We start from the raw sequence: 20,416 nt of genomic DNA, 5'->3' as shown, positions 1-20,416 counted from the left end.
CATGAAGTAATAAAAAATTTTATAAGAATGATATTCTTAGCATATTACCAGAAAACTAACAAATTATTTTAATTTAAACAGCAATTGAATTGATTAAAAATAAAAAAATAGTTTTTGTTTGCATTAATAAAACCATTTTTTAATGTTAAAAAGTATAAACTTTTAACATTTTAAATGTTTATTTTGAATAGTGTCCCATTTTTTTTTCTTTGGTAGTTAAATAATTTAAATTATTGGAATTCTTTCCTACAATAATAGATACTCTTTCTATAACATCTATACCTGAATCATTAAAAATTTTTATTTTCATAGGATTATTGGTTAACAATTTTATTTTTTTTATATTTAATAAATTAAATATATCTATACAAATAGAAAAATCTCTTTCATCTGCAGAAAAACCTAACTTTTGGTTTGCCTCTACAGTATCTAATCCATTATCTTGTAAGGAATAAGCTTTAATTTTGTTTAACAAACCAATATTTCTTCCTTCTTGTCGATGATAAATTAAAATACCTCTATTTTCTAAGGAAATTAATTCTAACGCTTTTTTTAATTGAAATCCACAATCACATCTTAAGCTAAAAAAAGCATCTCCTGTTAAACATTCAGAATGTATTCTTGACAATATAGGAATATTTTTACTTACATCTCCAAAAATTAAAGCTACATGATTTTTATCACTATTTTTTTCTTTAAATCCCATAATTAAAAAATTACCCCATGGGGTAGGTAAATTAGCTTCTGATATTTTTTTAAGTTGCATAATAGAATCCTATTTATTTAAAATGTACCGAAAAAAAATTAAATTTTTACTGATAATGATCAAAAATAAACATTAATAAGTTTAATTTATTATAAATGAAGTTAATATATATTTTATAAATCTTATTTTCGATAAAATTTTTTTTAAATTATTTTTTTAGTTTATATATTTTAAATTATTAAAGTTTTATCAAAAAATATTTTTTACATTAAGAACGTATATATATTTACAAAAAATTAAATTATTTAATTCCTTAAATTTTAAGATATTTAAAATATATCTATAAATTGAATTACTATTATTACTTACTGATTTTTAAATTTAGAAAAATACAATTTATTATTTATTAAAATAATTTGAAATAAATTTTAAAAAAAATTTTGTTTAAATTAAAAATCTAAATTATCTATTTCTTACCTAAAAATTTTAATTTGATCTTTTGCGTGATAAGAGGAACGAACAAAAGGACCGCAAAAAGCACTTGTAAAACCCATAGAAAAAGCTTCTCTTTCGAAATCTTTAAATTCTTTAGGAGTAACATAACGTTTTACAGGTAAATGAAATTTACTAGGTTGTAAATATTGACCTATAGTTATCATATTTACTCCATTATTTCTTAGATCTTTCATCACTTGAATAATTTCTTTATCAGTTTCACCTAAACCTAACATTAATCCAGATTTGGTTGGAATTTTAGGATTTTTAATTTTAAAAGTATTTAATAAACTCAAAGATGAAAAATAATTAGCTCCAGGTCTTATTACTGAATACAATCGAGGAACGTTTTCTAAATTATGATTAAATACGTCAGGAAGTTCTGATTTGATTATTTTTAAAGCAATATTAATTTTTTTTCTGAAATCAGGTACTAAAATTTCTATCTTTACATTTTTTACTTTTCTTATTTCTCTAATACAATTTGAAAAATGTTTTGCTCCTCCATCATGTAAATCGTCTCTTGCAACAGAAGTAATTACTACATAATTTATATTCATATCTAAAATGGTCAAAGCTAAATTTTTAGGTTCTTTTTTATCTAAAGGCATAGCCCTTCCATTATTTACAGCACAAAAAGGACATTTTCTAGTACAAACTTTTCCAAGAATCATGAAAGTAGCTGTACCACGCTGAAAACATTCCCTTAAATTCGGACATTTCGCTTCTTCGCAAACAGAATTTAGTTTCTTTTTTCTTAGTTTATCAACTATATCATTAACTTTTTCTGAATTTATTGGAACTTTTATTTTTATCCAATTTGGTTTTTTTAGCATAATTTATGAAAAATATTTATTTTTAAATAAAAATCATTTAATTTTAAACAATCTACCAATTCTAGCATAAAAAAAAGAAAAAAATTAACAGAAAAATAATTAATTATTAATATTTTTAAATTCTTTTATTATATTTTTTTTTAAGAGGTTCGTAATATTTTTTAATTTTTTGTTAGATGTATAATTAACAATATTAGTCATTTTTATTGTTTTATTCCCACAAGGAATAATGTTTCGAAAAGGACTTAAATCCATATTTACGTTTAATGATAAACCATATAGGGAACATCCATTTTGTATTTTTAATCCTAACGAACAAACTTTTTTATTTTTTATAAAAACTCCTGGCATATTATTCTTAATATTCCCAAAAATATTAAAAATATTTAACGTATTCAAAATAATTTTTTGTAATATTTCAATTAAATGTCGAACATGTATTTTTCTTCTTTTTAAATCAATTAAAAAATACATTAATTTTTGCCCTGGTCCATGATAAGTAATTTGTCCTCCTCTATCACTATTAGCAACTGGGATGTCGATAACATTAATAATATTTTTTTTATTTTTTATTTGACCTTGAGTATAAATAGAATAATGCTCAACTAACCAAACTTCATCTAAAGTACTCTTTTTTCTTAATGAATTGAATTCAAACATAGAATCAACAATGCTTTTCCAATTTTTTAAACCCAAATCACGAATTATAATTTTTTGATTATACAAATTTAATTCCTATTTAATCTTCAAAAGATAAAAATTTTTCAATTAAACAAATATTGAATTTTTGTTTATTTTTTTAAAAACCATTAATACATAAAAATATTTTTTATACATTAAAAATAGATTTAATACTAGCAATTATGAACTCAACTCCTATAGAAAACAATAATAAACCCATAATTTTAGTCATAATATTAATACTATTTTTTCCAAGAAATCTAACTATACAGGGAGATATTTTAAATAATGCCCAACAAAAAAATGAAAATATTAAAATTGTTACACTACAAATGATTAAATTTTGTAAACTAGAATGTTGGCTACCCCAAACAATAGTGGAGCTAATAGCTCCTGGCCCAGCTATTAAAGGCATTGCTAAGGGAATTACACTGACATCATCATTTTCAGAATTACATTTAGAAGAATTTTTGTTTTTTTCTTTTAAAATTTTCCCATTTAACATAGAAAAAGCAATAGCTATGACTAATATACCTCCAGCAATTCGAAAAGAATTAATTGAAATTCCAAAGGTATTTAAAATAATTTTTCCAAAAATCAATGAAACACATAAAATAATACTGACGGATATATTAGCAATTAAATTAGTTCGATTTCTTTCTTCGATCGTTTTTTTTCTAGTTATAGTAGTAAAAATTGGAATTAATCCTATAGGGTTTACTAATGCAAACAAACTAAAAAAAAATTTTATATAAATAAAAAAATCAATAAAAAACATATTCATATGTTATTTCCTTATTTTTAAAGTTAAAAACTTAAAAAAAATAAATTAAATGGATATTTTTTTAAAAAAATACTTAATTTATAAAAATTAAGTTTTTATTTATAACTTATAAATAAAAATTAATTAAAAATATTTTTTTAGAAAAAACTTTTAAACAGAAAAATATTATTTTTTATATTGGAGAAGCTATTATGCTTCTTCTATTCATTTGAATATCTACTATAGTTACCTTTAATATATCTGATATCTTATAAAATTTTTGTTTCATAACTTCTATAATTCCATGTTCTCTATTGCATACTACTTCATTTTTTTTGGAATGTAAAAATAATAAAGGAATAAATACATATGCTCCATTCTGAATAATTCTTGCTTTTATTCCATTATTATAAACATCTATGATTTCTGCAGTATAAATTTTGTTTTTTTCATCTATTTTTTTAAAAAAATTTAAATATAACCAACCTTGTATTTCTCTTTCAGCCATTTTATTTTTTCTTCGTTGTTCATTTATTTTAGACAATATAGATTTTTCTGGAATCTCAATCTTTTCTTTTTTAATGATAGATTTTAAAAGTCGATGATTTATCATATCTCCATATTTTCTGATAGGAGAGGTCCAAGTTGCATATATTTTTAATCCTAATGCTAAGTGAGGTTTAGGTCGTCTACTTATTTTTCCAAAAGCTTGAAACTTACGTATTCTAGCTTCAAGATAATTATTAGATAAGTTTTCAATAATAGAACTTAATTTTTTAAATCCTTCTAAAGTATTAATTTCTTGACTATCAATAAAAATTCCATAATTAATTAATAATTTACTTGTATTTTCAGCATTTTTTGAATTAAATCCAACATGAGTGTTATATATTCCAAAACCTAATTTTTTAAATAAAATGTTTGCTGCGCTTATATTTGCAGAAATCATTGCTTCTTCTACAATTCTATTTCCTATTTTTCTAGGTTCAGTATATATGTTTATAATTTTTCCTTTTGGATCAATCTGAAATCGATATTCAGGTCTTTCTTTAAAGATCAAAGCGTTTTTTTTTCTCCATTTAATACGAAGTAAACAAAATTTTTTTAATAAAATTAATTGTTTTTTTATAGAAAAATTATTAGGCTTCCAATTTCCAATATTGTTTAACCAGTTAGAAACATTTAGATAAGTTAATTGTTCTCTAGATTTTATCCAAGCTAAGAAAAATTTAGTTTTTTTTTGAAGAATGTTTCCAAATTCATCGATAAGCATTTTGCATACCAATGATGGTCTTCTTTTATTCGGCCGTAACGAACATAAATTTTCTGACAATGATCTAGGTAACATAGGTACATTAAATCCTGGAAAATAACTAGTAAAAGAACGATCTTTAGCTAACTCATCTAATTTACTTCCAACAGAAATATACGAAGTAGGATCTGCAATGGCAACTATTAATTTAACATTACCATTCTTTTTCTTTTGAATAAATAAAGCATCATCAATATCTTTGGTGTTATCATTATCAATTGTAAAAAAATCTAAATTTGTTAAATTTTTTCTGTTTAGTTCATCCGGAATAAATTCTATATCATTTTTAATATCGATTAAAGGTTCTCTTTTTTTTAAATTATATTTAGATAAAATTACATTCCAAAAATAAAATGGTTCATTCGAACTTATTATAAATTCTATAAGTTCAGCAAAAAAAAATTTATATCCATTTAATTTATGGTTTACTAATTTTGCAATTACCCAATCTCCTTCTTGAAATGTATGTAAAATATCATTTTTTTTAGAACAAAAAATATCTTGTTTCACTAATGAATTTTCTGGAACTATAAAAAATACATCTTTCTTTTTTTGTATTTTTCCTATAAATTTATCTAAAGAAGGTGCTAATAATTTTTTTATATATACAGTTTCTTTATTATTATCTAAAATAATATCTGCTTTTACTCTGTCTCCGTGTATCACTTTCTTCATTTCTTTTGAAGATATAAAATAAGATTTACGAGTATTTGTTTCTAGAAAACCAAATTTTTTTTGAGTAGTTTTAATTATTCCTTCTATTTCTATTATAGATTTTTTTTTTCCTAATTTTTTCTTTAACTCTATTAATAATGGATTTTTATAAAACATAACATTACAACCTAATTTTCAAGAAATACATGAATTTTTTTACAAAAAAATAATTTTTTTAATAATTATTTTTTTATATTTTTAAATATAAATGCAACATTTTTATGCACAAAAAATATTAATTCTAAGTTGAAATATTAAATCCTCCATCAACATAAATAACTTGCCCGGTAATTCCTGAGGATAATTCAGAAAGTAAAAAAACTGCTGAATTTCCTATTTTTAAAGTATCTATAGGAGTTTTAATAAAACTATTTTTAATAGAATGATCCATAATTTTTTTAAAATTTTTAATACAGTATGAAGAAACAGTTTTAATCGGGTTCGAAGAAATAGCGTTAACGCGAATATTATTTTTTCCTAAAGAAAATGCCATGTACCTAACATTTGATTCAAGAGAAGCTTTAGCTAGTCCCATAACATTATAGTTTGGAACTACTCTATTAGAGCCTATATAAGAAATGGTTATCAAAGAAGAAAAATTATTCAACATATCTTTAGACTCTTTTGCTAAGGCTGAAAAGCTATATGAACTAATTTCATGAGAAAGTATAAAATCTTTTCGAGTAAGTACATCTAAATAATTTCCTGACAATTGCGATTTACAAGCAAAAGCAATTGAATGAATAATTCCATCAAACTTTTTCCAAATTTTACTTAAATTAAAAAAAAAATTTTTAATACTATCATCTTTTTTTACATCACAAAAAAAAACAATATTTGATTTAAATAAATTTGCTAATTTTATTACTTTTTTTTTATTTTTTTCAGGATAGTAACTAAATGCTAATTTCGCTCCATAGCTACGAATTATTTTCGCTATTCCGTATGCTATCGAAAGTTTATTTGAAACTCCAGTAATAAGTATTTTTTTACCCAATAATATTTTTTTTTGATAATTTTTCATATTATAATTACTTCATATTTTTTTATTAAAATTTTTTTATAAAATATCTAAAAAATTTAACATATTTTTCTTTGAATAAATAAGATTTTTAACATTAAAATTTAAATGTTCCTGAATGTGGTCAATAAATTTTTTATTTTTTGTTCAAACAAAATCATTTTTTTAAAAATCAGTTTGATTATTTAAAACAGCATTAAATTTAAAAAAATAAAAATAAAAGTTATTGTACAAATTACATATTTTTTAAATTGTTATAAAAACAACACAAATCTATTAGTTAAAATAAAAAAACTTTAATTAATATGTTTATTTTTTTAAATTTGTATGTAACTCCTGGCTATTTAAAAAATTCTATCATTCAATTCAATTGATAATCCTACATATTTATTAGGTGTTAATGTTTTTAATTTATTTTTTTCTTTTTCTGGAATGGGTAATTTTTCAATAATATAAATGATATTTTTCGAATTAATTTTATTTTTTTCAATTTCTTTTTTTAACTTTTCGTAAGAATTTTTTATTCCATATCTTCTTAATATAGTTTGCATAGCCTCTGTTAATATTTCCCAATGATTATTTAAATCTTTTTCAACTACTTTTTTATTTATTTTAATTTTTTGAATACCTGTTTGTATAGAAGTATAAGAAACAATTGAATATCCTAGCGCTACGCCTAAATTTCTCAGTACAGTCGAATCACTTAAATCTCTTTGCCAACGAGATACCGGTAATTTTTCTCCTATAAAATTCATTATTGCATTTGAAAGTCCTAAATTTCCTTCAGCATTTTCAAAATTTATAGGATTTATTTTGTAAGGCATTATCGAAGACCCTATTTCTTTCAATATTTTTTTTTGAGAAAAATATCCTAAAGAAATATATCCCCAAATATCTCTTGCTAAATCGATCAATATTAAATTAAATCTAGAAATGCAACTAAATAATTCTGAAATGTAATCATGTGGCTCTATTTGAGTAGTATAAGGATTCCATTCAATACCTAGCTGATTAACGAATTCTCTACTTACTTTTATCCAATCAATATTAGGATATGCAACTAAATTAGCGTTATAGTTTCCTACCGTACCATTCATTTTTCCTAAAATTTCTATTTTTTTTATCTGATTAAGTTGTCGATTTAAGCGAAAAATAAAATTTGCTATTTCTTTTCCCATTGTAGTTGGGGTTGCAGGTTGACCGTGAGTCCTAGATAGCATTACTTGATTTTTAGATGAAAAAGAAAGTTTCTTAAGTAAAGAAATAATTTTTTCCCAATTAGGTAACAAAGAAATTTTAATAAAAGTTTTTAACATTAAAGCGTATGAAAGATTATTAATATCTTCAGACGTACAAGAAAAATGAATAAATTCTATGATCGAATCTAATTTTTTTATTTTTGATATTTTTTTTTTTAGAAAATACTCAATAGCTTTTGTATCATGTTTAATCTTTTTTTCAATTTTTTTAATTTGATAAGCATCTTCCTTATTGAATTTTTCATAAATTTCATTTAGTATTTCAGTTGTTTTTTTGTCAAATAAGGGTAATTCTTTTAATTCATTAATAGATGACAATTTTTTCAACCAATTAATTTCTACTTTGACCCTAAACTTCAAAAAAGCATACTCACTGAATATCTCTTTTAACAAAAGAGTTTGTTTGCAATATCTTCCATCAATAGGAGAAATAGCCATTAGATCATTTAATTTCATTAATATAATTCCTCTTTTAATAAATCTAATGAAAAATCAAAAAAATATTTTTCATATATTTAAAACATTTTTATTATTGAATTAGTTTTTTTTATAAAAAAAATATTTAAATAGTTTTTAACTTTAATAATAAATTTATTTTCTTAATTTTTATATGCATATCTTTTTCAATAAAATTCTTTTTTTAATAATACCCCCTCCTAAACAAATATCTTTTAAATAAAAAACTGCTGATTGTCCAGGAGTTACTGAAAGAACAGGTTTTTTAAATTTTACTAAAATTAAATTATGACTAATTTTATTTATTAAACATTTTATATCTTTTTGTTGATATCTGATTTTAACTGTACATTTAAAATTGCATAAAATTAAACAGTTATTTATCCATGATAAATTGTTGACAATGCAAGCAACAGAAAGTAAATAAGAATTATTCGAACCTTGGGCAACAATTAAAGAATTTGTAATAATATTTTTTTCAACTACGTACCATGGTTCAGGAAAAAAATTTTTTTTCCCACCAATTTTTAATCCTTTCCTTTGTCCTATTGTATAATTCACTAATCCATAATGGTTTCCTAAAAAAATATTTTTTGTTGTAACAATTTTTCCAACTTTAATTGGAAAATATTTTTTTAAAAAAAGATTAAAATTTTTAGGATTTATAAAACAAACACCTGTAGAATCTTTTTTTTTTGCTACTACTAAATTTAATTTTTCGGCAATTTTTCTGACTTCTTTTTTATGAAATTTTCCTAATGGAAATAAAGTCTTTTTTAAAGCACTAAGAGAAATTGCATACAAAAAATAACTTTGATCTTTTTTAAGATCTCTACCTTTTAATAAATATGTTTTTCCTAAAATTTCTTTTTTTCGAACATAATGTCCAGTTGCAATAAAATTAGCTCCTAATACTTTTAATGCAAAATTTAAAAAAAACTTAAATTTTATTTCCTTATTACATAATATATCAGGATTAGGAGTTCTTCCTAATTTATATTCTGATAAAAAAACTTTAAAAACATAATTCCAATATTCTGAAGAAAAATTTACAGTATGCAATTGAATATTTAATTGATTACATACTAATTTTGCATCACTTAAATCTTCTTTGGATCGACAATATTCAAAAGTATCATCTTCTTCCCAATTTTTCATAAATAAACCTTCTACTTCGTAATTTTGTTTTTTTAATAACCAAGCAGAAACTGAAGAATCTACTCCTCCTGACATTGCAACTATAACTTTAATTTTTTTTCTTTTTTCTCTAATAATTTTCATATTGTATTATCTATAATTAAATATCAATTTTTTATATTTACTAAATAAAATAAGATGTTTTTTATCTTTGATGATATTATTATTGTTTAAATAAAGCAAATGACATTTAAGTAATATTCAATTCGTTTTTGATAAAACTTATGTCAATAACATAATTAATTTTAAATAACGGTAACTTAATTTTAAGATGAAATATATAAGAAATTTCTCTATTATTGCACATATTGATCATGGAAAATCAACTATTTCAGACCGTTTAATCCAAATATGCGGGGGACTTTCTACTCGAGAAATGTCTAATCAAGTTTTAGACTCTATGGAATTGGAACGGGAGAGAGGTATTACAATTAAAGCTAGAAGCGTTACCATAAATTATCTCTCAAAAAAAAAACAAAATTTTAAATTTAATTTTATTGATACTCCGGGGCATGTAAATTTTTCTTATGAAGTTTCTAAATCACTATCAGCATGTCAAGGTGCTTTATTAGTAATAGATGCTAGTCAAGGTATTGAAGCACAAACTGTTGCAAATTGCTATACAGCAATTGAAAAAAATCTAAAAGTTATTCCTGTTATCAACAAAATAGATTTACCTACGGCAAATCCTAAAAAAATTAAAAGAGATATAGAAGAAATAATTGGAATTTCATCCAAAAATTCAATTGAATGCTCTGCTAAGACAGGATTTGGAATTATTGATATTTTAGAAAAAATAATTACAGATATTCCACCTCCTAATGGAAATATTAAAAATCGATTACAAGCTTTAATAATTGATTCTTGGTTTGATAAATATTTGGGAGTAGTATCGCTTATTTGCATAAAAAACGGATTTTTAAAAAAAAATCAACAAATAGAAATCATGAATACTAAAAAAAAATATTTTGTAGAAGATATTGGTATTTTTACACCTAAACAAACAAAAAAAAATATTTTATGTTGTGGAGAAGTTGGTTGGATTATTTGTGGAATTAAAAATATTTCAGCTGCTCCGGTAGGGTCTACTATAACATCTTCAAAAAAACCAGCTATTAATCTACTTCCTGGATTTAAAAAAATTAAACCTCAAATTTATGCAGGATTGTTCCCAGTTTCTTCAGAAGAATATAATATATTTCGGGACGCTTTAGGTAAATTAAGTTTAAATGATTCATCTTTATTTTATGAACCAGAAAGTTCTGTTGCTCTCGGGTTTGGTTTTAGATGCGGTTTTTTAGGATTGCTTCATATGGAAATTATTCAAGCTCGTTTAGAACGAGAATATCAACTGAATTTAATTTCAACAGCCCCAACTGTTATCTACGAAATAGAAGAAGAAAATGGAAAGTTATCATATATAGATACACCTTCAAAAATCTCTTCATTTAAAACTATAAAATCGTTCAAAGAACCTATTGCAGAATGCCTTATTTTGTCTCCAACTGAATATTTAGGAAATATCATGAAGTTATGTAATGAAAAAAGAGGAATTCAAACAAAAATCTTTTTTTATGAAAAACAAGTTTCTATAACTTATGAAATTCCAATGTCAGAAATTGTTTTAAATTTTTTTGACCAACTTAAATCTATTTCAAGTGGTTATGCTTCGTTAGAATATGATTTTAAAAAGTTCAAAGCGTCTAACATGGTTTGTTTAGATATATTAGTTAACTCTCAAAAAATAGATGCATTTTCAATCATCATACATGAAAGTCAAGTTCACCATAAAAGTAAAGAAATAATAAAAAAAATGAAATGGTTTATACCTAGACATCAATTTGATATAGCTTTACAAGCTAAAGTAAAAAATAAGATCATTGCTCGATCCACAATCAAACAATTAAGAAAAAACGTTTTATCTAAGTGTTACGGAGGAGATATCAGTCGTAAGAAAAAATTACTTCAAAAACAAAAAAAAGGAAAAAAAAGAATGAAAAAAATTGGAAGTGTGAATTTGCCAAAAGAAGCTTTTTTTTCAGTTTTAAATACCTATAGTAAATAATTTTTTAAGGAAATTTTATGCAAAACGAAATAATATTTTCAGTTTTTTTTTCATTAACCTTAATTTTAGGAGTATTGTTACTAATTAAAAAATTCTTTTTCAAAGAAAAAATAATTATTCATAAATTTTTATTTAAAAAAAATGTTTTTTTAAAATTAATAATCAATTTACTAATATTATTTACAAAAAAAATAACATTTTTAATTTTTTTAATCATTTCTTCAATTTTTTTTGTCAGATCTTTTTTGTTTGAACCTTTTCAAATTCCTTCCAGTTCTATGGTTCCAACTTTATTTCCAGGAGATTTTATTATAGTTAAAAAATTTCAATATGAAATAAAAATTCCATTTATAAAAAAATTTTTTTCTAAAAAAAGATTCCCTGAAAGGGGAGATATCATAGTTTTTAAATATCCTAAAAATTTTAGATTGAATTTTATAAAAAGAGTTGTTGGTTTACCTGGGGAAAAAATTTTTTATGATTTTTTTAAAAAAAAAGTGATTATTCAAAATAAATGTAATATAAAAGAAAAATGCAAAATAAAAATTTTTAATTATTCAAAAAAGTTTATAAATGAATGCAATTTTTTAAATGAAATTCAAATAAAAAACAGTGAAAACTATATTATTTCATCTTTTAACACTTATGAAGAAAAATTAAAAAATAAAGTTCATAAAATATGTTTGTTAGATCAAAAAAATAAAAAAATGAATATAAATACAAATCTATTAAATAAAAACATTTTTGAATGGGTAATACCAGAAAATTCTTATTTTGTTTTAGGTGATAATAGAGATAATAGTTTAGATAGTAGATTTTGGGGATTTGTTCCAAAAAAAAATATTTTAGGAAAAGCAACAATAATTTGGATGAGTCTTAAAAAAAAAGAAAATCAATGGCCCACTGGAATTCAAATTAATAGAATAGGGAAAATTCATTAAAAAATATTAAATACTGCTATTGTTTATTTCTGTTATATATGTCACTCAATTACCAAAAATTTGGAATTGCTATAAAATGACAAATTTAATAATAAATAAACTACAAAAAATATTAGGTTATAGATTTAAAAATAAAGAATTATTAATTCTAGCATTAACCCATAGAAGTGCAAGTAGTCAACATAATGAAAGACTAGAATTTTTGGGTGATTCTATTTTAAGTTTTATTATAGCCAATGCCTTATATAAACATTTTCCTCATATCAATGAAGGAGATATGAGTAGGATAAGAGCATCGTTAGTTTGCGGACATGCTCTAGCTTCCATTGCCTATGAATTTGATTTAGGGGAATATTTGCAATTAGGGCAAGGAGAACTTAAAAGTGGGGGGTTTAAAAGAGAATCTATTCTTGCTAATACTGTTGAAGCATTGATAGGAGCTATATTTTTAGATAGTAATATTAACAAAATAGAGAAATTAATTCTTAATTGGTATAGAAATAAATTAAAAAAAATAAATCCCATTAATACTCAAAAAGATCCTAAAACAAGATTGCAAGAATATTTACAAGCTAAACATTTACCGTTACCTTCTTATTTAATAGTTAAAGTATACGGAGAAGCTCATAATCAACTTTTTACAATTAATTGTGAAATTTCAGGAATTAACGAAAATTTAATAGGAGTAGGGGTTAGTAGAAGAAAAGCTGAACAAGATGCTGCTCAACATGCTTTAATAAAATTAGGATTACTGTGAAAAATAAAAAAACTTATTTCGGTTCATTAATAATTTTAGGAAAATCTAATACAGGAAAATCTACGTTGTTAAATAGATTAATGAATAAAAATATTTCTATTACTTCGTTTAGAACAAATAGTACTAAAAATTGCATAACAGGAATAAAAACTGATAAAGAATTTCAATGTGTTTATTTAGATACTCCAGGAACAATTAATAATATTAAACAAAAAGAAATTATTAAAAGAATTATTAAAACAGAAAGAAAATATATGAGTATTTTATACTTAACTAAGTATTTATATTGGGATAATGAAGATTTTTTATTTTTGAAAGATATAAAAAAATATAATATTCCTGTTATTTTATTAATTAACAAAATAGATACTATAAAAAAAAAAGAAAATATTTTATCTTATATAAAAAAAATAAAAAATAAATTTATTTTTTCAGAAATTATTCCTATTTCTTCAAAAACAGGAGAAAACATAGATAGATTAATCTCTTTAATAAAACAAAAATTACTTTTAAGACCCCATATATTTCCAAAAAATTATACTACCCATTCTTCTGTTTCTTTTATGATTTCTGAAATAACTCGAAAAAAAATATTATTTTTTTTAAAAAAAGAAATACCGTATAATATACAAGTTTTAATTAAAAAACTAAAAATTATTAAAGGTGAATATTATATTAATGCTGTTATTAAAACAAAATATTCAAAATATATAAAAATTCTTATTGGAAAAAATGGAAGCATGATAAAAAAATTAAGTACTTCTGCTAGAAAAGAAATACAAATTTTTTTAAAAAAAAGAGTTCATTTCTTTTTAACAGTTATTTAAAAAACTAGAAAAATTTTAAAATTAATTACTAAGTACATAAATAATAAAGGTTATTTTTAACATGTGTATTTTTGGAATTGGAATAGATATTGTCGAAATTAAAAGAATTAGGAAAATAGCATTTCGATTGGGTGACAAATTAGCTTTAAGAATTTTATCTGAAGCAGAACAAAAAGAGTTTTTATTTCAAAAAAATAAAATTTCTTTTTTAGCTAAATATTTTTCGATAAAGGAAGCTGCTTCAAAAGCATTAGGGATGGGTATTCAAAAAAAAATATCCTTTAAAAATTTTCAAATAGAAAAAGATTCTCTAGGAAAACCAAAATTAAATTTGTTTAAAGAAGCTAAAAAGATAGCTTTGCTAAACAAAATTAAATTTATCCATGTCAGTTTTACTGATGAGAAATCATATGTTTCAGCTATTGTAATCATGGAAAAATAATTTTTTATTTTTTATTTTTTCTTTTTTTACAAAAAAAATTTTTTAAAATTATTGAACATTTATTCTGCAAATCTAAATTTTTTATTTGATTAAATTTTTTTTTATAATTTATTATATCTTTAATATTGATTATTTGTCTATTATTTTTAGTTCCGAATACTAAACGATTAATTCTACTGTGTATAATGGCTCCTAGACACATTATACATGGTTCTAAAGTTACATATAATGTAGTGTTCAATAATCTATAATTTTTTATTTTTTTGGAACCTGATCTTAAAGCAACAATTTCTGCATGAGCAGTAGGATCATTATTTTTTATGGAAGAATTAAATCCTTTTCCTATAATTTTATCATTTAAAATTAATATTGCTCCAACTGGAATTTCTCTATTTTTTTCACTTAACTTTGCTAATTTCAAACTATATTTCATCCAATATTCATCTTTTTTTTTAAATTTGATATTCATATTTCTTATAATTTTTTATATAATTACTTGGTATTTTTTTTCATAATTTTTAATTGTTCCATTTTCCAACTTTTTTTCCTTTCTGTATTTCTTTTATCATACTTTTTTTTCCCTTTAGAAAGCCCAATTTTAATTTTACACCAATTTTTTTTCCAAAATAATGATAAGGGAATTATTGTATATTTTTTCTTTTTAATTTCTTCATATATAAATTTTATTTCTTTTTTAGTTAATAATAATTTTCTTTCTCTTAAAGCGTTTGTTTCTTCATAATTTTTTTTTGCTTGAATAAATTCAATTTTTACTGAATTTAAATACAATTCATTAAATCTAAAAAGAACATATCCTTTACTGATATCTATTTTTTTTTTTCTTATTGATTTAACTTCCCAACCTTTTAATACAATTCCTGCTATAAAAGTGTTTTTAACAGAAAAATTATAATAAGCTTTGTTATTATTAATAATATTATTATTTTTTTTTGACATTTAAAGTATTCCAAGTTATTGATTAAATAGTCGAAATAAATTTTATTTCTTAAAATGTTTATGAAGAAAATAAATGTTTCATTAGTATATGCATATTTAGAAATACAATATATCTTAAAAATTAGAATTTTAAAACATTCAACTGTAAAGGAAGTAATTTTAAAATCTAAGATTTTAAATTTTTCAAATGATATTAATTTATCCAAAAATAAAATAGGAATATATGGAAAAATTGTATCGTTAAATGATTTTGTTGAAGAAGGAGATAGAATTGAAATTTATAGGAATCTTTTTTTTACTCCTCAAGAACTAAGAATTAAAAATCTTAAAAAAATAAAATAAAAAATTATATCAGAGGTATTAGTTTATCTAAAACCTCTGTTTACTCTATTAATAAAATACTTATTTATTCAGAAACTATAACCATTGCTGGACGTAATAAACGTTTATTTAACAAATATCCTTTTTGCATTAAAAAAATTATATGATTTGGTTTAATTTCAGAAGATTTTTGGACGGATATTGCTTGATGAATTTTAGGATTAAACAATACGTTTTTATCTTTGATTACTTCTACATTAAAATGATTTAATGTTTTTAAAATCAAACTAATTAATTTTTCTAATTTATTAGAAAACTTTTCCGAAAAATTTTTGTTAACATTATTTTTAACCGATTCTAATGCTCTTTCTATATTATCTAATACAGGCAGCAATTCAGATATTGAATTTTCTAAGCAAAATTTATAATTTTTTTCCAATTCTTTTTTAAATAAATATTTACTTGTATTTAGTTTTTTTTCTAAGTTATTTTTTTGTTTTAAAAATTCAATTTCAGATTTTAAAATTTTATTCTTTAATTCATTTATTTCAGGATCATCGATCACCTTTAAAAAATCTATTTCTTTTATATTTTCAACATCAAATGGTTCGGTGCCATTACTTGTATTTTTTATATTTTCAACATCAAATGGTTCGGTGCCATTACTTGTATTTTTTATATTTTCAACATCAAATGGTTCGGTGCCATTACTTGTATTTTTTATATTTTCAACATCAAATGGTTCGGTGCCATTACTTGTATTTTTTAATTTTTTAGCATCGAATTCATGATTTTTTTTTTCTTTCTCTGTCATTTTTTATTTTCCTTCGTTAAAAATATTTTTAATTAAAAATTAAAAGGGAAATTATTAAAGACAAAATAAACGTATTTATACATAAAATTTTATTTAAAATCAATTTTTTTAAATTATTAATTTAAAAAATGTTCTTTGAATGACAATTCTTAATTTTTAATTTTTTCTATAAAATGTTTATATAAAAGATTTTTTTATAAAAATAAAAAACTATAAAATTTATTTATAATTGAAAATCATAATTCCGATAAAGGGGGAACGTAAGAAATAGACATATCCCAGGGTTGTTCTATCCAAGTATCTTGAGGGACATCGATTACATAAGCATCTACGAAAAATTTTCCTATAGGTTTAGCAAAAATAGTTACGAAATATGCTTTCGGATACATATCACGAATAATTTTTGCTGTTCCTCCTGTATCAACTAAATCGTCTATAACAATAATTCCTTCTTCATTTCCTTTAGCTAATTTTATTATCTTTATATCCCTTAAACGATTATAATCGTAACTAGAAATGCATAAAGTATCTACTAATCTTATTCCTAATTCCCTTGCAATAATTGCCGAAGGTATTAAACCTCCTCTACTAACTGCTATGATACCTTTCCAATTATTTTTTTTTTTAAATAATTTTTTAGCTAATCTTCTTGCATAAATTTGCAATTTGTCCCAAGTAACAATATATTTTTTACCCATAAAAAAATCCGAAATTATAAAATTATTATTAATAATACTTTAGGAATAAAATTATAATTTTAATTAGTAAATATTTAAAATATATAAAAAATTTCAAATAAGTTTAAATTAATATGATTAATAAATAATTTTTTATAAAATTAAATAGATGAAATAATATGATAAATGTTTGATATTCATTAATTTGTGTCTTTTTTCATTTCTTTTTCAATTAATAATATAATTATATGAATTATTTTTATATGCATTTCTTGAATTCTATCAGAATAATCTAAATGAGGAATATTTATTTCTATATCCGATAAACCTGCTATTTTCCCCCCGTTTTTTCCAGTAAGAATAATTATTCTCATATTTTTTTTTCTTGCTGCATTTATTGCATTAAAAATATTTAAAGAATTACCTGATGTAGATATTCCAAATAATATATCCTGTTCATTTCCTACTGATTCTATATATCTTGAAAATACATTTTCATAACCTAAATCATTTCCAACACAAGAAAGATAACTGCTATCCGATATAGCTATTGCAGGATATCCGGGTCTAATTTTTCTATAACAACCTGTTAACTCTTCTGCAAAGTGCATAGCGTCACAATGAGAGCCTCCATTTCCACATGAAATAACTTTTTTTTTTTTTAAAACTATTAGCTATTAATATTGCAGATTTTTGTAAAAGGTTTAATTGAGTATCATTATTTAGAAAATTTTTTAATATATTTAAAGCAGAACGAAGTTCATTCCGAATAATTTTTTTATACATAAATTATATCCTTTACTGTTAAAAATTATATATTATTTAACAATATATTCATAATGCGTATATTTTTCATTTATAAATATTAATTCAGAATATTTTTATGAAATAAAATATTTACAAAATTAATTATATGACATTAGCAAAAATTACTATTTTTAATCAAAAAGACTTTCAATAAGGATTTTATATGTAGAATTTTTTAAAGAAGAAAAACTGATTATAAACATTATATATTTTCGGTGCGAACGGGACTTGAACCCGTGACCTCCGGCGTGACAGGCCGATATTCTAACCAACTGAACTACCGCACCAAATTTTTTTTTAAAAATACATTATGATACTTTTTGAAAAAGTAGTCAACTAAATTAATTATTTTTTAAAAGAATCGATCCATAAACATTTTCCAAACTTTTTTCTTATTTCTTTTAAATAAAAATTGTGATCTCTTTTTTCCTGGTCATTAGCAAATAAATAACTAAAAGAGCTTTTTTTAAAAGAATGTTTTTTTTTTATCTTATGTGCTCTTTCCACATTGCTTTCTTTTAATTCGAAATTAATTTCTTCTTGACTACTTGTCATTAGTAAATATACTCTTGCTAATAATTTAGCATCTATTATTGCACTATGTAATTTTCTATTGTTATTATTTATTTGATAACGAGAACAAAGGGCATCTAATGAATTTTTTTTACCGGGAAATAATTTTCTTGCTATAATTAAAGTATCGATTAATTTCAAGAAATTTTTTTTAGGTTGAATTTTAATATTTAAAAATTTAAATTCATATTGAATAAAGCTAAAGTCAAAATCAGCATTGTGAATAATTAAGTCTGAGTTTTTTATATAATTTAAAAAATCAGTTGAAATTTCTCTAAAAGTTGGCTTTTTTTTTAAAAAAGAATCTGAAATTCCATGAATTTTAAAAGCTTCTAAATCAACTTTTCGATTAGGATTAAGATAAATATGAAAATTATTTCCTGTTAATTTACGATTTATTAATTCTACGGCACCAATTTCAATAATTTTGTGATTTTTGCAAATAGATCCTTTTCGATTCATACCAGTTGTCTCGGTATCCAATACTATTTGTCGTATCATGTGATTAGAAAATATAAACATATATGCTATTAATTTACAGAGATTATATAATACAATGATAAAATTAGTCAAAATATTTACTGATGGTTCTTGTCTAGGCAATCCAGGACCTGGAGGTTGTTCAGCTATAATAGAATATAAAAATAACAAAAAAATACTATCAGTAGGATATGATTTCACCACTAATAATAGAATGGAATTGATGGCTGCAATTATGGCAATGGAATCTTTGCAAGAAAGATGTATGGTAGAATTAACTACTGATAGTATATATGTAAAAAATGGAATTACTAAATGGATTAAAAATTGGAAATTAAATAACTGGAAAACTAAAAAAAACCAAAAAGTAAAAAATATAGATTTGTGGAAACGATTAAATGATTTGATACAAAAACACAATGTTTTTTGGAAATGGACCAAATCACATTTTGGAAATAAAAAAAATCAAAAATGTGATAAATTAGCAAAGTCAGCAGCTAGATCATCTTCAACTTTGAAAGATACAGGATATCACAATGATATTATATTCAAATAATTTAATTAAAATAAAAAAAATAAAAATACTAAAAGATAATTATGTTTGGGTTATTGTTAATAACCAAAAATTGGTAATTATTGTAGATCCTGGAGAATCTAAATTTCTAATCTTATATTTAAGAAAAAGAAATTATATTCCAGTGTCTGTATTTCTAACTCATAAACATGAAGATCATATAGAAGGAGTATTTTTTTTATTAAAAAATTTTCCAAAATTAAAAATTTATGGTCCTAGAGAAATAAAAATGTTTAAAACTATAATTTATGTTGATGAAAAAAAACGAATTGATTTGTTAGGAATAAAATGGAAAATTTTGCATACTCCGGGACATACGAAAGAACACGTGAGTTATTACTCATATCCATTTTTATTCTGTGGAGATGTTTTATTTTCTGGAGGATGTGGAAGAGTATATAAAAACTTTTATGAAGAACAATTTACTTCTATTCAAAAAATATTGTCATTACCTAATGAAATATTCATATATCCTTCTCATGAATATACAAAAAAAAATTTAGAATTTTCCTCTTCTTTATTAAAAGAAGATAAAAATATCATTAATTACTTAAATAAAATTAAAAATTTTAAAAAAAAAATATTTTGTAGTTTACCTACAAAACTAAAATTAGAAAAAAAAATAAATATCTTTCTAAGAACTAAAGAAAAAATGTTAAAAACTTCTATTGGATTATCAAAAAATTCAAATGATATAGATTGTTTTATTAAACTTAGAATTTTAAGAAACTCTTATTAATT

20 protein-coding genes, 1 tRNA gene and 2 pseudogenes are annotated in these 20,416 nt (G+C 22.2%); 8 read left to right on the top strand and 15 right to left on the bottom strand.

Annotated elements, in window-relative coordinates; all coding sequences use genetic code 11:
* Nucleotides 1-178: 178 nt before the first annotated feature.
* The 8 genes and pseudogenes from ribA to mnmA all read right to left on the bottom strand — a co-directional run bounded on the left by ribA (nucleotide 179) and on the right by mnmA (nucleotide 9,524).
* A complete protein-coding gene (gene ribA / locus RJT62_RS01160; protein WP_343153935.1) occupies nucleotides 179-766 on the bottom strand; it encodes a GTP cyclohydrolase II in 588 nt (195 codons plus the stop codon).
* A gap of 413 nt (nucleotides 767-1,179) precedes the next feature.
* Nucleotides 1,180-2,034, bottom strand: a pseudogene (gene lipA / locus RJT62_RS01155) (lipoyl synthase); the annotation flags it as partial.
* 102 nt (nucleotides 2,035-2,136) lie between these two features.
* Nucleotides 2,137-2,763, bottom strand: a complete 627-nt coding sequence (gene lipB, locus RJT62_RS01150) for a lipoyl(octanoyl) transferase LipB (protein WP_343153934.1) — start codon at nucleotides 2,761-2,763, stop codon at nucleotides 2,137-2,139.
* 103 nt (nucleotides 2,764-2,866) lie between these two features.
* Nucleotides 2,867-3,502: a YchE family NAAT transporter gene (locus tag RJT62_RS01145; RefSeq protein WP_343153933.1), complete on the bottom strand. Its 636-nt coding sequence runs from the start codon at nucleotides 3,500-3,502 to the stop codon at nucleotides 2,867-2,869.
* Between the two features lie 172 nt (nucleotides 3,503-3,674).
* The gene (locus RJT62_RS01140; protein ID WP_343153932.1) at nucleotides 3,675-5,624 is read right to left on the bottom strand and encodes an exoribonuclease II; all 1,950 of its coding nucleotides are present in this window, start codon (nucleotides 5,622-5,624) and stop codon (nucleotides 3,675-3,677) included.
* Between the two features lie 124 nt (nucleotides 5,625-5,748).
* A complete protein-coding gene (locus RJT62_RS01135; RefSeq protein WP_343153931.1) occupies nucleotides 5,749-6,531 on the bottom strand; it encodes an enoyl-ACP reductase FabI in 783 nt (260 codons plus the stop codon).
* A gap of 341 nt (nucleotides 6,532-6,872) precedes the next feature.
* Nucleotides 6,873-8,243 (bottom strand): adenylosuccinate lyase, encoded by a 1,371-nt coding sequence (gene purB / locus RJT62_RS01130; RefSeq protein WP_343153930.1) that lies wholly within the window; start codon nucleotides 8,241-8,243, stop codon nucleotides 6,873-6,875.
* A 150-nt stretch (nucleotides 8,244-8,393) separates the two neighbouring features.
* Nucleotides 8,394-9,524, bottom strand: coding sequence for a tRNA 2-thiouridine(34) synthase MnmA (mnmA, locus tag RJT62_RS01125; RefSeq protein WP_343153929.1), 1,131 nt, complete (start codon nucleotides 9,522-9,524; stop codon nucleotides 8,394-8,396).
* A 187-nt stretch (nucleotides 9,525-9,711) separates the two neighbouring features.
* Between mnmA and lepA the strand changes: the two genes are divergently transcribed.
* From lepA to acpS, 5 genes are all read left to right on the top strand, one after another.
* A complete protein-coding gene (gene lepA / locus RJT62_RS01120; protein WP_343153928.1) occupies nucleotides 9,712-11,505 on the top strand; it encodes a translation elongation factor 4 in 1,794 nt (597 codons plus the stop codon).
* Between the two features lie 17 nt (nucleotides 11,506-11,522).
* Nucleotides 11,523-12,446 carry a signal peptidase I gene (lepB, locus tag RJT62_RS01115; protein WP_343153927.1) on the top strand — a complete coding sequence of 308 codons (924 nt, stop codon included), beginning with the start codon at nucleotides 11,523-11,525 and terminating at the stop codon, nucleotides 12,444-12,446.
* A 76-nt stretch (nucleotides 12,447-12,522) separates the two neighbouring features.
* Nucleotides 12,523-13,203, top strand: a complete 681-nt coding sequence (gene rnc / locus RJT62_RS01110) for a ribonuclease III (protein WP_343153926.1) — start codon at nucleotides 12,523-12,525, stop codon at nucleotides 13,201-13,203.
* The gene (era, locus tag RJT62_RS01105; RefSeq protein ID WP_343153925.1) at nucleotides 13,200-14,030 is read left to right on the top strand and encodes a GTPase Era; all 831 of its coding nucleotides are present in this window, start codon (nucleotides 13,200-13,202) and stop codon (nucleotides 14,028-14,030) included. The genes rnc and era overlap by 4 nt, the downstream gene beginning before the upstream one ends.
* Before the next feature lie 61 nt (nucleotides 14,031-14,091).
* Entirely contained in the window at nucleotides 14,092-14,472 is a 381-nt protein-coding gene (gene acpS / locus RJT62_RS01100) for a holo-ACP synthase (protein WP_343153924.1), read from the top strand.
* A 4-nt stretch (nucleotides 14,473-14,476) separates the two neighbouring features.
* Here acpS and tadA read toward each other — a convergent pair whose 3' ends face one another.
* Together tadA and smpB are read right to left on the bottom strand one after the other, a co-directional pair.
* The gene (gene tadA / locus RJT62_RS01095) at nucleotides 14,477-14,935 is read right to left on the bottom strand and encodes a tRNA adenosine(34) deaminase TadA (protein WP_343153960.1); all 459 of its coding nucleotides are present in this window, start codon (nucleotides 14,933-14,935) and stop codon (nucleotides 14,477-14,479) included.
* A gap of 29 nt (nucleotides 14,936-14,964) precedes the next feature.
* Nucleotides 14,965-15,429, bottom strand: a complete 465-nt coding sequence (gene smpB / locus RJT62_RS01090; protein WP_343153923.1) for an SsrA-binding protein SmpB — start codon at nucleotides 15,427-15,429, stop codon at nucleotides 14,965-14,967.
* 60 nt (nucleotides 15,430-15,489) lie between these two features.
* Here smpB and RJT62_RS01085 point away from each other — a divergent pair, with 60 nt between their 5' ends.
* Nucleotides 15,490-15,771 (top strand): RnfH family protein, encoded by a 282-nt coding sequence (locus RJT62_RS01085; RefSeq protein ID WP_343153922.1) that lies wholly within the window; start codon nucleotides 15,490-15,492, stop codon nucleotides 15,769-15,771.
* Nucleotides 15,772-15,835: 64 nt separating this feature from the next.
* On the opposite strand, the gene RJT62_RS01080 is transcribed toward RJT62_RS01085, so the two are convergent.
* The 5 genes and pseudogenes from RJT62_RS01080 to dnaQ form a co-directional block, all read right to left on the bottom strand.
* On the bottom strand, nucleotides 15,836-16,564 hold the full coding sequence (locus tag RJT62_RS01080) for a nucleotide exchange factor GrpE (protein WP_343153921.1): 729 nt from the start codon (nucleotides 16,562-16,564) through the stop codon (nucleotides 15,836-15,838).
* Nucleotides 16,565-16,800: 236 nt separating this feature from the next.
* Nucleotides 16,801-17,262: a xanthine phosphoribosyltransferase gene (gpt, locus tag RJT62_RS01075; protein WP_343153920.1), complete on the bottom strand. Its 462-nt coding sequence runs from the start codon at nucleotides 17,260-17,262 to the stop codon at nucleotides 16,801-16,803.
* A gap of 179 nt (nucleotides 17,263-17,441) precedes the next feature.
* Nucleotides 17,442-18,027 (bottom strand): annotated as a pseudogene (lpcA, locus tag RJT62_RS01070) (D-sedoheptulose 7-phosphate isomerase).
* A gap of 234 nt (nucleotides 18,028-18,261) precedes the next feature.
* Nucleotides 18,262-18,335 (bottom strand) — tRNA-Asp (locus tag RJT62_RS01065).
* 58 nt (nucleotides 18,336-18,393) lie between these two features.
* Nucleotides 18,394-19,143, bottom strand: a complete 750-nt coding sequence (gene dnaQ, locus RJT62_RS01060) for a DNA polymerase III subunit epsilon (RefSeq protein ID WP_343153919.1) — start codon at nucleotides 19,141-19,143, stop codon at nucleotides 18,394-18,396.
* 34 nt (nucleotides 19,144-19,177) lie between these two features.
* Between dnaQ and rnhA the strand changes: the two genes are divergently transcribed.
* Nucleotides 19,178-19,657 carry a ribonuclease HI gene (gene rnhA / locus RJT62_RS01055; protein WP_343153918.1) on the top strand — a complete coding sequence of 160 codons (480 nt, stop codon included), beginning with the start codon at nucleotides 19,178-19,180 and terminating at the stop codon, nucleotides 19,655-19,657.
* Nucleotides 19,638-20,414, top strand: coding sequence for a hydroxyacylglutathione hydrolase (gene gloB, locus RJT62_RS01050; RefSeq protein ID WP_343153917.1), 777 nt, complete (start codon nucleotides 19,638-19,640; stop codon nucleotides 20,412-20,414). Before rnhA ends, gloB begins: the two co-directional genes overlap by 20 nt.
* Nucleotides 20,415-20,416 lie beyond the last annotated feature (2 nt).

Source organism: Buchnera aphidicola (Mindarus keteleerifoliae) (assembly GCF_039392895.1).
Taxonomy (GTDB): Bacteria; Pseudomonadota; Gammaproteobacteria; order Enterobacterales; family Enterobacteriaceae; genus Buchnera_A; species Buchnera_A aphidicola_A.
Note: the sequence above shows the minus strand (reverse complement) of the source record. Positions and strands in the feature narration are given on the sequence as shown.

Bases quoted from the DNA above. Each gene is read 5' to 3' on its own strand.
- ribA (WP_343153935.1), bottom strand. From the start codon at position 766: ATGCAACTTAAAAAAATATCAGAAGCTAATTTACCTACCCCATGGGGT.
- RJT62_RS01145 (WP_343153933.1), bottom strand. From the start codon at position 3,502: ATGAATATGTTTTTTATTGATTTTTTTATTTATATAAAATTTTTTTTT.
- RJT62_RS01140 (WP_343153932.1), bottom strand. From the start codon at position 5,624: ATGTTTTATAAAAATCCATTATTAATAGAGTTAAAGAAAAAATTAGGA.
- RJT62_RS01135 (WP_343153931.1), bottom strand. From the start codon at position 6,531: ATGAAAAATTATCAAAAAAAAATATTATTGGGTAAAAAAATACTTATT.
- purB (WP_343153930.1), bottom strand. From the start codon at position 8,243: ATGAAATTAAATGATCTAATGGCTATTTCTCCTATTGATGGAAGATAT.
- mnmA (WP_343153929.1), bottom strand. From the start codon at position 9,524: ATGAAAATTATTAGAGAAAAAAGAAAAAAAATTAAAGTTATAGTTGCA.
- lepA (WP_343153928.1), top strand. From the start codon at position 9,712: ATGAAATATATAAGAAATTTCTCTATTATTGCACATATTGATCATGGA.
- lepB (WP_343153927.1), top strand. From the start codon at position 11,523: ATGCAAAACGAAATAATATTTTCAGTTTTTTTTTCATTAACCTTAATT.
- rnc (WP_343153926.1), top strand. From the start codon at position 12,523: ATGACAAATTTAATAATAAATAAACTACAAAAAATATTAGGTTATAGA.
- acpS (WP_343153924.1), top strand. From the start codon at position 14,092: ATGTGTATTTTTGGAATTGGAATAGATATTGTCGAAATTAAAAGAATT.
- smpB (WP_343153923.1), bottom strand. From the start codon at position 15,429: ATGTCAAAAAAAAATAATAATATTATTAATAATAACAAAGCTTATTAT.
- RJT62_RS01085 (WP_343153922.1), top strand. From the start codon at position 15,490: ATGAAGAAAATAAATGTTTCATTAGTATATGCATATTTAGAAATACAA.
- RJT62_RS01080 (WP_343153921.1), bottom strand. From the start codon at position 16,564: ATGACAGAGAAAGAAAAAAAAAATCATGAATTCGATGCTAAAAAATTA.
- gpt (WP_343153920.1), bottom strand. From the start codon at position 17,262: ATGGGTAAAAAATATATTGTTACTTGGGACAAATTGCAAATTTATGCA.
- dnaQ (WP_343153919.1), bottom strand. From the start codon at position 19,143: ATGTTTATATTTTCTAATCACATGATACGACAAATAGTATTGGATACC.
- rnhA (WP_343153918.1), top strand. From the start codon at position 19,178: ATGATAAAATTAGTCAAAATATTTACTGATGGTTCTTGTCTAGGCAAT.
- gloB (WP_343153917.1), top strand. From the start codon at position 19,638: ATGATATTATATTCAAATAATTTAATTAAAATAAAAAAAATAAAAATA.